Source organism: Aneurinibacillus aneurinilyticus ATCC 12856 (genome assembly GCF_000466385.1).
Lineage (GTDB): Bacteria > Bacillota > Bacilli > Aneurinibacillales > Aneurinibacillaceae > Aneurinibacillus > Aneurinibacillus aneurinilyticus.
In genome coordinates this window covers 24,721-39,113 of record NZ_KE952845.1, presented here as the reverse complement: position 1 = coordinate 39,113, position 14,393 = coordinate 24,721, and the positions used below count along the sequence as shown (strand labels likewise).

At 45.4% G+C, this 14,393-nt stretch carries 10 protein-coding genes; 3 read left to right on the top strand and 7 right to left on the bottom strand.

Going from position 1 to position 14,393, the window contains the following annotated elements; translation table 11 throughout:
- Window positions 1–6 precede the first annotated feature (6 nt).
- The 7 genes from HMPREF0083_RS17735 to HMPREF0083_RS17705 all read right to left on the bottom strand — a co-directional run bounded on the left by HMPREF0083_RS17735 (window position 7) and on the right by HMPREF0083_RS17705 (window position 9,487).
- Complete coding sequence (locus HMPREF0083_RS17735; protein WP_021623016.1) at window positions 7–534, bottom strand: YqeG family HAD IIIA-type phosphatase; 528 nt, start codon at window positions 532–534, stop codon at window positions 7–9.
- Window positions 535–711: 177 nt separating this feature from the next.
- Window positions 712–1,917 carry a sodium/glutamate symporter gene (gene gltS, locus HMPREF0083_RS17730; RefSeq protein ID WP_021623015.1) on the bottom strand — a complete coding sequence of 402 codons (1,206 nt, stop codon included), beginning with the start codon at window positions 1,915–1,917 and terminating at the stop codon, window positions 712–714.
- The gene (hutG, locus tag HMPREF0083_RS17725) at window positions 1,914–2,906 is read right to left on the bottom strand and encodes a formimidoylglutamase (protein ID WP_021623014.1); all 993 of its coding nucleotides are present in this window, start codon (window positions 2,904–2,906) and stop codon (window positions 1,914–1,916) included. The genes gltS and hutG overlap by 4 nt, the downstream gene beginning before the upstream one ends.
- A gap of 149 nt (window positions 2,907–3,055) precedes the next feature.
- A complete protein-coding gene (locus tag HMPREF0083_RS17720) occupies window positions 3,056–4,411 on the bottom strand; it encodes a sigma-54-dependent transcriptional regulator (RefSeq protein ID WP_040303508.1) in 1,356 nt (451 codons plus the stop codon).
- Window positions 4,389–6,401: a transporter substrate-binding domain-containing protein gene (locus HMPREF0083_RS17715; RefSeq protein ID WP_051354711.1), complete on the bottom strand. Its 2,013-nt coding sequence runs from the start codon at window positions 6,399–6,401 to the stop codon at window positions 4,389–4,391. The genes HMPREF0083_RS17720 and HMPREF0083_RS17715 overlap by 23 nt, the downstream gene beginning before the upstream one ends.
- Before the next feature lie 196 nt (window positions 6,402–6,597).
- On the bottom strand, window positions 6,598–7,968 hold the full coding sequence (locus tag HMPREF0083_RS17710; RefSeq protein ID WP_021623011.1) for a DUF6612 family protein: 1,371 nt from the start codon (window positions 7,966–7,968) through the stop codon (window positions 6,598–6,600).
- 91 nt (window positions 7,969–8,059) lie between these two features.
- A complete protein-coding gene (locus tag HMPREF0083_RS17705) occupies window positions 8,060–9,487 on the bottom strand; it encodes a nicotinate phosphoribosyltransferase (RefSeq protein ID WP_021623010.1) in 1,428 nt (475 codons plus the stop codon).
- Window positions 9,488–9,588: 101 nt separating this feature from the next.
- On the opposite strand from HMPREF0083_RS17705, the gene HMPREF0083_RS17700 reads away from it, so the two are divergent.
- The 3 genes from HMPREF0083_RS17700 (at window position 9,589) to HMPREF0083_RS17690 (ending at window position 14,382) form a co-directional block, all read left to right on the top strand.
- Window positions 9,589–11,265, top strand: a complete 1,677-nt coding sequence (locus HMPREF0083_RS17700) for a sensor histidine kinase (RefSeq protein WP_021623009.1) — start codon at window positions 9,589–9,591, stop codon at window positions 11,263–11,265.
- Between the two features lie 3 nt (window positions 11,266–11,268).
- Complete coding sequence (locus tag HMPREF0083_RS17695; RefSeq protein ID WP_021623008.1) at window positions 11,269–12,063, top strand: LytR/AlgR family response regulator transcription factor; 795 nt, start codon at window positions 11,269–11,271, stop codon at window positions 12,061–12,063.
- Window positions 12,064–12,279: 216 nt separating this feature from the next.
- Window positions 12,280–14,382, top strand: coding sequence for a carbon starvation CstA family protein (locus tag HMPREF0083_RS17690; protein ID WP_021623006.1), 2,103 nt, complete (start codon window positions 12,280–12,282; stop codon window positions 14,380–14,382).
- The last annotated feature ends 11 nt before the right edge of the window (window positions 14,383–14,393 follow it).

Here is a 14,393-nt window from a genome sequence, read left to right as displayed (position 1 = left end):
TCTTGCTTATCCATTCGAATCCTCCCACGGAATTTTTCCGCGTTTTCTCATCCAGTTTAACGCCACTTTCTCCATCTTCCGGTTAAAACGAGTAATAAACCCGTCGCTTTGCGCTACCGGAACGACCAGAATCGTATAAAAGCCCATCCGCTTTCCACCAAGCACGTCGGTGAAAAGCTGATCGCCGATAACTACTGTTTCCTGTACAGACAGCCCCATTTCCCGTGTAGCCCGGCGAAAAGCCGATGTCGTCGGCTTTTTTGCCTGATGAATGAACGGTACCCCGAGCGGTTCTGCTATTTTGGATACCCGTGTTTGTCTATTATTCGAAACAATCACGACCGCAAAGCCTTGCTCCTTAAGCTCTTTCATCCACTTCACAAGTTCCGGAGTTGCATCTGGACGATTCCACTCGATTAGCGTATTGTCCAGATCTGTAATAATCCCTTTAATACCACGCTTTTTCAATTCATTCAAATCAATATCATATACGGAATCGACATGCAGATCCGGTAACAATAATGAGTAGAGCATGCAACCACTCCATAATTTTCTTCAATTAAATGTTGTTTCTTACGAATAGGATTTGTGTAAATCCGGCATTTACTATACCATATTCCTCCTCTTCCTGTCATCTAAGGAGGAAATAAAGCGGGACGGAAAAACGTAATGTTTCTCCGCCCCACTTATGCTTTGCCTTTATTTTTGCCCTTATTTAAAAAGATTAATAAAAGTAATAATACTAGGTATGCCAAACAAATCGATTAAAAATGCTCCAACAACAGGAACAATGAGAAACGCCCGTTTCGATTCACCGAATCTCTCCGTAATTGCTCCCATATTCGCCATGGCATTAGGTGTTCCTCCCAGTCCGTGACCAGCCAATCCGCCTACCATCACCGCAGCATCATAGTTTTTGCCCAGCAAGCGGAACGCAACAAATATACCGTATAAAACGATAAACACTACCTGGAAAATTAAAATAATGAACAAAGGTACAGCCAGACTGAAAACTTCCCAAATTTTCAGGTTCATCAATGCCATAGACAGGAAAATACCGAGTGAAATATCTCCGATAAGGTTGACGCAATTTAGATTAAACTTCATAAAGCCGAAGCGATCGTTTATATTACGAATAATAACAGCTAAAAACATGGCGCCTACATATTCAGGCAATACGAAGCTTGTAACTTGAGAGAAAGCTTTACTAATAATAACGCCCATACTCATACAAAAAGTAATAAGAGCAATATGTGTAAAGAAACGTGTAGCAGTTAAATCGCTTTCACTCTTGTCGATGCCTGCAGCCGCTTCGAACGATACGATTTCCTCATTTAAGGCTTGCGGCTTTAAACCATGTTTCGTTATTAAATGCCTGGAGATTGGACCACCAATTAAACTGCCAAAAATAAGTCCAAATGTAGCAGCGGCAATACCAACCGTGGTCGCTGCAGGAACGCCCAGACTCTCAATCGTCGGTCCGAAAGCTCCAGCTGCCCCGTGCCCGCCTTCCATCGAAACCGCTCCTGCCATTACACCGAGCAGGGGATGGATGTCCATAAGCTTCGCCAGAGAAACACCAATAACATTTTGGAATATAGCTACAAAACCACACAGAAGCCAGTAAACAATCAGCAATTTTCCTCCCTGTTTCACAAGAGAAAAGCTTGCTCCTAAACCAACCGTCGTAAAAAAAGCGAGCATAAATGAACTTTGCAGAGAAACATCAAGTTTAATAGTCGCGACATCTGCTTCCTTCAATATCATAACAAGAATAGAGAAAAGTAACCCGCCAATAACAGGGGCTGGAATACAAAAGCGCTCCAGCACCTTTACCTTTCTTCTGATGTAATACCCAAACAGCAACAGCAGCACGGCTAAACACAGTGTTTCAATTAAGGTAAATTCCAGCTTCATTTTACAATTCCCCCCCCATCGACAGAAGCCACGCTATCCATCACCTTGTATAACATGGCAGCAGCAAGCTTAACCGTACGGCCACTTTCATCCAGGGCCGGATTAATCTCAGCGATATCAAAACTAATCGCTTTTTTATTTTTCAAGGCTTCCTGCAAGAGGCGTGCTACAAGCTTCGGTTCCATACCGAACGGTTGGGGGGCGCTGACACCCGGCGCATAGCTGGCATCCATAACATCGCTGCAAAGCGTAACCATAACTACCCCGCTTTGTTCGATAAAGTTATTAATCTTCTCAGTGGTCGCCTCTATGTTTTGCCATGAAATTTCGTCTTCACAAATGTATTGGCACCCATGTAGGTCAGCTGTTTCAAATAAATGCTTTGTGTTACCGCTTTTCTGAATACCAGCACACAAATAGCGGAACGGTTTACCTTCTGCGGCGCATTCATCCGCAATTTGTTTAAACATTGTGCCCGAACTAGTCATCTCATCGTACGGTCTCATATCAAAGTGGGCGTCAATATTTACAATTCCTACGTTCTCTATACCGCCCGCATGGCCTTTTACCCCAAGGAAATGACCGTATGCCACTTCATGTCCACCGCCGATGATCAACGGAAACATATCTAACTGTAATATTTTTTTTACCACAGAACCCAATTCCGCCTGTGCTCCTTCAAGGTTTCCATCATCACAGCTAATATTTCCAAAGTCAAATAGCGCAATTTCGGAATGAAAATGATACGGTAAAGATGCCAGCGCTTTTCTTATCTCATCGGGAGCATGATACGCCCCTATTCTGCCTTTATTTCTCCGAACTCCTTCATCGCTTCGAAAGCCGATAATGCCAATAGCCTTTCCACCTTGCTTCTTATCAAAAGTAGAAATGTCTTCAATTCTCACTACCTGATGTAACCGAAACATCCCGGCCACCGTCTCACTGTCGACTCTTCCGGCCCAGCATTCTTTTTCTGTTAGCGTATACATTTGTGCCTCCCTTGTTGTTTTGTTGTGCTTGATAAATATATAACCAGAGCAAATTTCATACCAAAAACAACAACACACAATTCATCACAGCATCACGACATAAAAAGCCACAAAAAAGTAGGCGAAAATTGCCGCACGGCAATTTTCGCCTACTTTTGCTCCCTGTATTTTTTTATTTTATCCCGCATCGTTCGCTCCCCAATGCCAATGATTTGTGCAGTTCTTCGCTGGTTACCATTGAAATCAGCCAAATTATGTAAAATCACTTTCTTCTCTACCTCATCCATCGTCTCTCCTACATAGATAGGAATAAGCGTATTACTAATAAAAGCACGCGTGTGATTTTTGATTTCAGCTGGTAAATCATCTTTCTGTATACAGGAAGAATTCGTCAGGGCAATAGCCCTCTCAATCATATTCTGTAACTCTCTTATGTTGCCTGGAAAAGAATATTGCTGCAGGAGACGAAGCGCTTCTTCAGCAATTCCTTCTACAGGCTTGCCCATTTTATCGCCGATTTTTCTAATGAAAAACTTCACCAGCAAAGGAATATCTTCCTTTCTTTCCCTAAGAGGAGGCAGATGCATTGGAATAACATTGAGACGGTAATACAAATCTTCACGAAAACGGTTCTCTTTTACTTCTTTTGCCAAATCTCTGTTGGTCGCGGCGACGATGCGAACATCGATCTCGATTTCTTCTGTTCCTCCAACCGGCATGACTTTTCTTTCTTGAAGCACACGCAATAGCTTGCCTTGTAAAGCCAAATCCATCTCACCGATTTCATCTAAAAAAATGGTACCTCCGTCCGCTAAAACAAACAATCCGGCTTTACGTTGCAACGCTCCCGTAAACGCTCCCTTTTCATGTCCAAACAATTCGGATTCCAATAGATGAGATGGTATAGCAGCACAATTAATCGCCTGAAACCTTTTGTTTCTGCGCTTACTCTCGTAATGGATTGTTCTGGCAACCACTTCCTTTCCTGTTCCGCTTTCTCCTGTGATAAGGATATTAGAGCCGATATCTTTTACCTTATCAATCAAAGTAAAAACTTCGCGCATGGCTGCACTTTCTCCGATGAGCCCATTGTTATCTGTTACCTTTTCCAATTCATCGCTTAGCCAACGCACTTTGGATTGCAGTGCATACACTTCTTCCGCTTTTTGCATAAGCACTTCTAATTCGTCAATATGAAGCGGCTTCGTAGCATAGGAAAAGGCCCCTTTGCGCATCGCCTCTACGGAAGAAGGAATGCTTCCGTAAGCTGTCATAATAATGACAATGGTAGAAGGAGATATGCGTTTAATTTCCTCCAATATCTTCATTCCATCATACTCTCCGATTTTTAAGTCCAACAAAACAATGGCAATCTCCGTACGCTCCAACAGAGGCAGTGCTTCTCGCGGATCAGTAAATGCATACACATGATACTCATCCTCTAAAGCAAAAGTAAGCGACTGGCAAATAGTCGGCTCATCATCAATTACCATGACATGATACATCGTTCTCATCCTTTCTGCAGCCCGGTAACCAAATCGTCATAACTGTTCCCTCTCCTTCTCTGCTGCTGGCCCTAATCTCCCCGTTATTTTCCTGTATTAGCTGATATGTAACCGAAAGACCAAGTCCGACACCATTCAATTTCTTGCTGTAGAAAGGCTCAAACATTTTATGAATCTCCTCTTCCGACATTCCTCTTCCATTATCCTCGACTTGAAGAACGGCTTTAGCTTCCTCATAATACCCTCGAATTATAATGATTCCACCTTTTTCTACGGCTTCGATAGCATTTAGAATTACATTCATTAGTACCTGCTTTATTTGCTGTACATCCGCAATCGCCCAAACTTCGCCATCGAATTCCCAACGAATGACCACATCGGCTTCTTTTACTTTCTGCTTAAACAAATGTACAATCCCTTGTGCCATTTCATAAAAAGGAAAAACAATAGGGTCCGATTTTTTCGGACGAGAATAATCCAGCAGATCATTAATCAGCGCGTTGAGACGGGTAATTTCACTCGTAACATGACGTGAAAAAAAAATACGAAATTCCGGGCTGTCGAATTTTTTTGGAAGCAATTGTGTATAGGTAAGAATAGACATTAACGGATTTCGTATTTCATGAGCAATCCCTGCGATCAATTGACCGAGAGAACGTAGCCGATCTTCCTGTGCGATTTTTCTTTCTAATTCTTTTTGCTCCGTAATGTCCATAATATTCAATACGACTCCGGCACTGTCTCCTTCCATCGTTTGAATAGGGGAGATACTGTACACGATATTCCTTTTTTCGGAGCGATCTTTTATCCATACCGTCTCTTTTTGCAAAAAAACTTTTTTGTCTTGCAGTGCAGCGAGAATTTCTTGTTCAGGAATAAAAGCAGCAAGCGGAGTCTGTACAAAGGAAGTCCCAATGATTGCCTTTTCTAGATGTAAATACTCCACCGCCCTATCGTTCATCATCGAAATATTTCCGGATGGGCCCATGGTAATAAAAGAGCTGTATGCACTGTTTAACAATTGTTGCTGGAAGTGTACATTCCCCTCAAGCAAAACCATTTTCTTTTCTAATTCCTTATTTATGCGCTCAATTTGCTTCGTCCGTCTCCCAACTTCTTTTTTCAGGCTTCGATTCCACCAAAGGACACATGTGATAATAACAAAGGTAAGCGCAAGGCCTATCTCCAAATACAAAAGCGTCTGCCGCAGACTGAAACTGTACGGCATAATATATTCTCCAAACCATTTTTTTTCGATTTTCTGGTAGGTTCCATCGCCTTTTATCCGGGAAATCCCTTTGTTAAATACAGATAATAACTCTTTATTCTTGGGCATTACAGCTACTCCGTAATCGGTAGCGTCCAGAGGCTCCCCTACGATCTTCGTTAATGGCTGCTGGCGGCTCTTCTGAAGGAAATACTGCCCGGTAATTCTATTTCCAACGAACGCATCCACCTTTTCCTCTGTCAGCAATTGAATGGCTTCCTGCTGGTTATCCGCTTCTATAAGCTGAACCTGCTTGACCCGGCTTAATAAATCAGTCGCGACATCACCTTTTTGTACCGCTACCCTTCTTCCCTCCAAATCATCCACTTTTCTAATGAACATATTATCTTTCAGAACAAAAATCGCTTGTGAACTGGTGAAATACGGAACTGAAAATTCGTATGTTCCTTTTCTCGCCTCCGTTTTTTTCATGCCCTGAATCGCATCGACCTGTCCTGATTGCAAGGCCTGCACCGCCTGATTCCATGGCATAGGATAATATTCGATGTTCGTTCCCGTCTGAATAGACACAGCATTCATAATATCAATATTAAAGCCCGAATATACTCCGGCATCACTCAAATATTCAAAAGGAGGAAATTGATTATCTCCTGCAATTCGTATTACGTTCTTTGTTTCCTGATATACGGTCGAAGGAAAAAGAAGGAAAGAAAAAAAGAAACAAAGCGCCAGCCCCATACGAAAAATTGTTCTTGTTGTCATCTGGCATTCTCCCTTCTCGCATTTACGAACCATCGACAAGGGATGAAGAACCCTAAGCCGACAGAAGTTTTACTTTATCATACCGCACTTTCTTTTCTTTAGCCTCCCTTCCCCCTCAAATAATAAACCGGGCGAAAGAAACGGCAGCGTTTCTTTCGCCCGGTAAAAACATACGAAAGCAATGAGATATGCTTTTTTATTGCTTGGTAGCCTGTTTGGCCGCTTCTACATTTGCAGATGCTTCTTTAGCCTGCTTAGCTGCTTCTGGAAGTTCGATCTTCACATTATCGTTATAATCGCTATACTTTACATTTTGAGCCATAATCATTTGCTTGAATGGAATTTCTTCGGCATTACCAGCTTTTTCATTGAATGAAATGACAAATTGCATGCTGCTATCTACAGGCAGTTTTGTCTTCGGATCAAAATTCATAACCCCTTGAAGATAAATAGCACCGATGCTTTTTTCTGCCTCTTTAAGTGCTGCTGTCATATCTTCCATTCCCTGCATGCCGTTCATCATCGAAGCTAGATCGGATAACTTATCGATGCGTCCCTGGAACGACAACTGTCCCTCTCCTGCACTTCGGTAGAACAGCTTTTTCTCTAACTGCGGCGGAACGCCAGACATCTGCTGCTCCATCATCGTCTTCATATCCAGCGGGAATGCATCTTTCATTTTTACCCATTCTGACGTACCCTTGGAATCGGCAGAAGCAATCTCCGGCATCTTCATATGCATATACATATCCTTGCCGATAACATATTGCTCGATTTCCATATCTCCCAGCTCTACTCCCTGTCCGAAATCCGGCATCTTCATATGGGATTTCGTATACATGGAGTCAGGCATAACATAAGCGCCTTCCATTTTCATGGACATGCCTTTTTTGGCCATTTCTTCAAACGTTTTACGTTCGTCAGCAGACAGTTGCTCCAGCGCATTCTGCTTTAACACCATGCTGAAAGACATGTCGCCTTTCAAATTGAAGGACTTAATGTCCTTCTGCGCCTTCTGGCTTTCTTCCAGAAGCTTTGTAGCATCACTGGAAGTAGACAGCAGTTGTTTAACAAGGGATTCGGCTTCTTGCTTCGTAATGGCCCGATCCAGATCATTCCAGTTATAATCCACCTTGGCACTCTTCATCCAGCTTGCAATGTTGCTTGCCCAATGCTCAGAATCAAGCGGCGAAGAACCTCCGGGAACGGGATGATCCGGTATGCCTAGCGCACCACTAATCAGGGCTATCGCTTCGCCTGATTTCAATTTATCTTCCGGACGCACAGTGCCATCGTTATACCCGTGCAAAGCGCCTACCGTCTGCAATTTGTTTACGATGTCTGCCAACTCACTGCCCTGCGGCACATCTTTATATGTACGCTTTTCTTCACTCTTTGGCAGATCAATGGCCTGATCAAGCATTTTGAAAAACTCTCCCCGCGTCAGCGTTTCGCCCTGCGGTTGTACCGCGACAGCTGGTTCTGCTGCAAGCACGTTGAATGCCGGTGTTCCCATTAACATTGCCAAACTTAACATTCCCGCTGCTGCTACTTTTCCTTTTTTCATGCGGATTCCCCCTCCAAATTATTCTTACATTCTCTTTTACGGAAAAACATTAGGAAAAGTTTCAATAATCTTCTATTTCATTCAATCTATGCTATTCCCTCTCCTGATGAATCAGGCTCTGTTTCAAATCCCACAGCTTCTGGCTTAAATCAACATGATATTCATGCGGATTAATCAACCGCTTAATTTCCGGCGAGAAGCAGCTTAATTGCTGCTGAACATAAGCGCGGATGCTTTCTAAAGGCGGCGTATCGTAGCAGCGATGGCCCTGTTCGATGACCGGCTGAAGCAAGGATTCAACTCTATAGTTGTGGATCGTCTTGCGTTTGTGCGGAAATAGAGGATCGAACAAAGTAATTCTGTCGCGCGGAATATCTTCGTCCGCAAGTGCAATCAAATCAGCCAGCGGCTTGTCCGACGCTCGATCATAAAAGCGAACTACCTGCTTATATCCTGGATTCGTAATCTTGGTCGGATTCTCGGAAATCTTTAGACGCGGCAGCCATTCGCCATCTTTTTCCACAGCAGCAAGCTTATAGACACCCCCCAGAGCCGGACAATCGTACGACGTAATGAGATTCGTTCCTACGCCCCAGATGGCAATTTGCGCCCCCTGGTTTTTTAAGTCCTGAATCAACCGTTCATCCAGATCGCTGGATGCGACAATGGCCACATCTATAAGCCCCGCTTCATCCAGCATCCGGCGCGCCAGTTTGGACAAATACGCCAAATCCCCGGAATCAAGCCGAATACCCAGCAATCTTTTTCCCCGTTCCTTCATCGCAAGACCAAGCTGAATGGCATGCGGAATACCAATCCTCAGCGTATCGTATGTGTCTACCAGCAGCACTGTCTCATCCGGAAACGCTTCACTGTATGCGGTAAACGCATCCATCTCATGGTCGAACAATTGAACAAAGCTGTGGGCATGCGTCCCCTTTACCGGAATGCCGAAATCCTGTCCTGCCATCAAGTTCGACGTTGCATGTACACCACCGATGTACGCAGCTCGTGCACCGTAATAACCGGCTTCCGCTCCCTGAGCACGGCGAAGGCCGAATTCAAGCACGGTATCCCCTTTCGCCGCTCCAACAATTCGCGCCGCTTTTGTAGCGATTAATGTCTGATGGTTAATCATTGTCAACATAGCCGTCTCAATAAGCTGCGCCTCACTAACCTGCGCCTCCACACGAATTAACGGCTCTCCCGGAAATACAATCGTTCCTTCCTTCATGGCTGCGATGTTTCCAGTAAAGCGAAAATTACGCAATATTTCCAAAAACTCTTCTTCATATGGATAAACGCTACGCAAATAAGTAATATCTTCTTCCGTAAAATGAATGTTCTCGATGTAATCAAGCACTTGATCCAGCCCAGCAAAAATCGCATATCCGCTTCCACAGGGCGACTTTCGGAAAAACACATCGAATATCGTGCGCTGGCGAGCCATCCCCTTCTTGTAATAAGCGTACATCATATTAATCTGGTACAAGTCTGTACTCATGGTTAAATTTTTCATTAGTCCATCTCCTCACAAGCTCTCTTTCCTTAATTGACGGGGATTATACGGATGATATACTTTGGGTAACCATGCAATCGGACACATAAGGAGGCGTACATATGCTGCTTCATCCGTTGTTTATCGATTTGGCTGAACGCACCGCCACACTTGTCGTGCTAGCTTTTTTTCTCTCTCGTTTTCGCTTTTTTCGCCGTATGCTCCGGCGCACCGATGGGCCGCGGGACAAAATCATTACGATTATAGTATGTACACTTATCGGCATCTATGGAACGTATGCAGCCATCCCTATCGAAGGAGCGCTCGCAAACTCCCGGGTTATCGGTCCTGTTATGGCAGGTCTTCTGGGCGGTCCACTCGTCGGTATAGCAACCGGCTTTCTAGCTGGTGTACACCGCTATTTTCTCGGCGGATTTACCGACATTGCCTGCGCCGTCTCGACGACTGTGGAAGGCCTGCTGGCAGGTCTGGTCTATCTCAGGTACCATCGCCGCTCTATGCACTGGGGTGCCGCATGGCTGGTCGGCTTCATCGCGGAAGGTGTGCAGATGTTGATCATTCTTAGCGTTGCACGACCATTCACAGAGGCGTTGCGCCTTGTCGAAATTATTGCACTCCCAATGATGCTCGTCAATGCCTCAGCTATCGCCCTGTTCATTATGATTGTACAGGCTGCGAAAGCTGAAGAGGAAAAAATCGGCTCCATGCAAGCGCAGCGCGCCCTGCAGATCGCCGATATCACACTTCCGATACTGCGCCAGGGACTCGATGAACATTCCGCGGAAAAGACAGCCCGCGTTATTTACAACATGACCGAAGCAGCCGCAGTAGCAATTACTGACAAAGAACGCATCTTGGCCCACATTGGCGCTGGAGACAATCATCACAACAAAGGAACCCCTTTGCAGACAGAAGCAACGCTGGAAGCGTTACGCAGCCAGAATGTAATCTGGGCCCATAATAAAAAAGAGATTGGTTGCAGCAGCAAAGATTGTCCCCTGCACTCTGCCATTATCGTTCCACTCACCAAGAGGGAATCCACAGTCGGTACACTAAAGCTGTATTTTAAGCGAGAGCATGAAGTGTCCATTGTCGACTGGGAACTGGCACGTGGCCTTGCGCAACTGTTCTCAACCCAACTCGAAATCGCCGATCTGGAGAAACAGGCTTCGCTTTTGGCTGATGCAGAAATCCGGGCGCTACATGCGCAAATTAATCCGCACTTTCTTTTTAATGCCCTGAATACAATCTCTTCTTTTATTCGTACCAAACCGGAAACAGCCCGGCGCCTCATTGTGAATCTGGCTGAATTTTTCCGGCGCAATCTACATCAGGGAGACCGAATTATTACAGTGGAAGAAGAGATGAAGCATGTAGAAGCCTATCTCGAAATCGAACAGGCACGCTTCGGGGATAAGCTGCAAGTTAAAACCGATATCCAGCCGCTTGCCTGGAAACAGCACATTCCCGGTTTGATTCTTCAGCCGATTGTAGAGAATGCTGTGAAACACGGTCTGCTTGCGAAGAAAGAAGGAGGCACCGTCCATATTTTTATCGGCAAAGAAAACCAGGCGCTTACCGTTCGCGTAACTGATAACGGTGTCGGATTTTCACCGTATACGAAGACACGTCCCCTATCCGGCATCGGTCTTGTGAATGTGAGAAGCCGTCTTCAGGCACTGTATGGTAACCCGTATGATTTAAAAATCGAGTGCAATCCTGGTGGAGGCACCGTCTGTACAATTACGATGCCATGGGAGGAAAGGAATGTATCATAACATATGCTGCGAGTAATCATCGTTGACGACGAAGCGCCAGCACGCTCGGAGCTGCGCTATTTACTGGAACAATACGAAGATGTTGAGATTATTGGAGAAGCGGCAAGCGGTGAAGAAGCACTCTATACGATCGCTTCACAGAAACCGAATGTAGTATTCCTGGATATTCATCTTCATGATATCGAAGGGATTGAAATTGCGGAGAAGTTAGCCAAAAACGATGCAAGTCCATACATCGTATATGCTACTGCATACGATTCGTATGCACTACAGGCTTTTGAAACAGAAGCGATGGATTACCTGCTCAAACCATTCAATGAGGAACGCCTCGATAAAACGTTGAAAAGGCTTCGCAAACGGATAAGCCAGGGGCCCGTAGACAGGATGGATACATCCGCTTCCCTGGAACAAGCATTACGCCAGGTTATCGAAACGATGCAGCCTATGGCTAAATCATTCATGACTTTCTCCCGCATTCCTGTAGAGAAAGCGACAAGCGTGGCCTTCGTCCAGGTGGACGATATTATTTATGCCGCTGCCGAAGGCCGCAACGCGCGCATTCACACGAAGACAGAGAACTATGTCACATCCTTTTCCCTTCAAGAGCTGGAAAAAAAACTTCCTGAGGAGAAATTTTACCGGATTCATCGTACATATATCGTGAACCTTTGCCGAATCATTGAGTTCATTCCATGGTTTAAGGGTACTGTCCAGGTAAGGGTTGACGATGCGGAAGAAACGCTTCTTCCCGTTAGCCGCACACTCGTAAAAGATCTTAAGCTTCGACTCGGTTTCTAGCGTCATTACATACACAAGTGCATATGGCTGGACTTTCCTTTTGCCGCATGCACTTGTTCCTGTTATTAACATCGTTTTTTTTACTGTTCATGCATTGTTTACTACCGTTGATGTAAAATCGATAGCACGCTATAGCCAAGCAGGCTACAATTACAATACAATTATTAGAAAATTTTAAATCATAAAATTTCAGAGAAAGAAAGAGGGGATTTACAAATGAAGAGCCGTATGTTCTCCATCTTAATCTGGGGTGCGATTTCGCTTGTCGGTGCGGTGGCCTGGGGCTGGGTTGCCCTTGTACGTGGCGAGGAAATCAATGCGGCCTGGCTTTTAATTGCTGCTCTGGCAAGCTATGCAGTCGCTTATCGGTTTTATAGTCGTTTTATCGCTCATAAGATTTTCAACCTGAATGACAAAAGGGCAACACCCGCTGAAGTTCATAATGATGGTAAAGACTTCGTTCCGACCAACAAATGGGTTGTATTCGGCCACCACTTTGCTGCAATTGCCGGTGCAGGCCCGCTTGTTGGTCCTACCCTTGCCGCACAGATGGGATATCTGCCCAGTACTATCTGGATTGTTGTAGGGGTTATTCTTGCAGGTGCTGTTCAGGATTTTATTATCCTTATTGGCTCCATGCGACGTGATGGAAAAAGTCTGGGACAAATCGCGAAGGAAGAAATCGGACCGGTTGGCGGCCTGATTGCCATGGTTGGTATTCTTGCCATTATGATTATTCTTATTGCTGTATTGGCACTTGTTGTAGTCAATGCTCTGGCTGAAAGCCCTTGGGGCACCTTCACGATTGCCATGACCATTCCGATTGCGCTGTTCATGGGCTTTTATATGCGCTATATTCGTCCAGGGCGTGTTGGGGAGACATCCCTTATCGGATTCGCGCTCATGATGCTTGCACTCGTAGCCGGACAATGGGTAGCGGAATCGCCTACCCTTGGACCCATGTTTACGTTTAGTCCGGAAGCTCTCGCTATTTTAATGATTATCTACGGCTTCATCGCATCCATTCTACCCGTGTGGATGCTGCTCGCTCCGCGTGATTATCTTAGCTCGTTCCTTAAAATCGGAACGATCGGATTGCTCGGCATCGGCATTATCCTAACATTGCCGACTTTACAAATGCCTGCGGTAACGAAGTTCATTGATGGAAGCGGACCGGTATTCACCGGTAATCTGTTCCCCTTCCTATTCATTACAATTGCCTGTGGTTCCATCTCTGGCTTCCATTCGCTCGTATCAAGCGGTACGACGCCGAAGCTTATTGCTAAGGAAAGCCACAGCCGCGCCATCGGCTACGGTGGTATGCTGATGGAATCGTTCGTCGCCATCATGGCGCTCATCGCCGCTACCATTCTGACACCCGGCACCTACTTTGCGATTAACAGTCCAGCGGCCGCTATTGGCACAGATGCCATCGCTGCAGCACGTACGATTACAGAATGGGGCTTTACTGTCTCGGCGGCTGAACTAACGCAATTGGCAAAAGACGTAGGGGAGAATTCCATTCTATCCCGTACAGGTGGTGCGCCGTCACTTGCGGTCGGTATGTCCGTCATTTTCTCGACTATTCTCGGCGGCAAGGCTCTCATGGCTTTCTGGTATCACTTCGCAATTCTGTTCGAAGCGGTATTCATTCTTACAACTATCGACGCCGGTACACGGGTCGGACGTTTTATGGTAAGCGAATTGGTCGGCAACTTCGCTCCGAAATTCAAAGATATGACATGGCTGCCCGGCAATATTATCTCTAGCGCCGTCATCAGTCTGGGCTGGGGATACTTCCTGTATGCGGGCGTTATTGACCCGCTTGGCGGCATTAAGACGCTCTGGCCGCTGTTCGGTATCGCCAACCAAATGTTGGCCGCAATCGCGCTGGCAGTCGGAACGACCATTATATTGAAAATGGGTAAAAAAGTGTACGCCTGGGTTACACTTGTACCGCTCACCTGGCTGCTCACTGTCACAATGACAGCCGCCTGGCAAAAGCTATTCCATCCCGAGCCGGCCATCGGATTTCTCTCCCATGCCTCTGCTTTTTCAAAAGCATTGGAACAGGGACAATTGCCTAAAGGCGTAAAAACAATAGAAGCTGCAAAACAAATGATTTTTAATGATCGCGTAGATGCTATAATGACTGCGATTTTTGTCGGCATCGTACTCCTGCTTATCATCGACTGCTTGCGTGTTTGGATTAGCATTCTGCGGGGCACGTATCGTGGTTCGCTTCAAGAAGCACCTTTCGTGGAATCCAAAGGCGACGCTTCTATTTATGGAGGAGGCGGTCATTCGCACAGCGCATAAAGGAGGGGATA

Coding starts and splice junctions, on each gene's coding strand:
- HMPREF0083_RS17735 (WP_021623016.1), bottom strand. CDS start 534: ATGCTCTACTCATTATTGTTACCGGATCTGCATGTCGATTCCGTATAT.
- gltS (WP_021623015.1), bottom strand. CDS start 1,917: ATGAAGCTGGAATTTACCTTAATTGAAACACTGTGTTTAGCCGTGCTG.
- hutG (WP_021623014.1), bottom strand. CDS start 2,906: ATGTATACGCTAACAGAAAAAGAATGCTGGGCCGGAAGAGTCGACAGT.
- HMPREF0083_RS17720 (WP_040303508.1), bottom strand. CDS start 4,411: ATGTATCATGTCATGGTAATTGATGATGAGCCGACTATTTGCCAGTCG.
- HMPREF0083_RS17715 (WP_051354711.1), bottom strand. CDS start 6,401: ATGACAACAAGAACAATTTTTCGTATGGGGCTGGCGCTTTGTTTCTTT.
- HMPREF0083_RS17710 (WP_021623011.1), bottom strand. CDS start 7,968: ATGAAAAAAGGAAAAGTAGCAGCAGCGGGAATGTTAAGTTTGGCAATG.
- HMPREF0083_RS17705 (WP_021623010.1), bottom strand. CDS start 9,487: ATGAAAAATTTAACCATGAGTACAGACTTGTACCAGATTAATATGATG.
- HMPREF0083_RS17700 (WP_021623009.1), top strand. CDS start 9,589: ATGCTGCTTCATCCGTTGTTTATCGATTTGGCTGAACGCACCGCCACA.
- HMPREF0083_RS17695 (WP_021623008.1), top strand. CDS start 11,269: ATGCTGCGAGTAATCATCGTTGACGACGAAGCGCCAGCACGCTCGGAG.
- HMPREF0083_RS17690 (WP_021623006.1), top strand. CDS start 12,280: ATGAAGAGCCGTATGTTCTCCATCTTAATCTGGGGTGCGATTTCGCTT.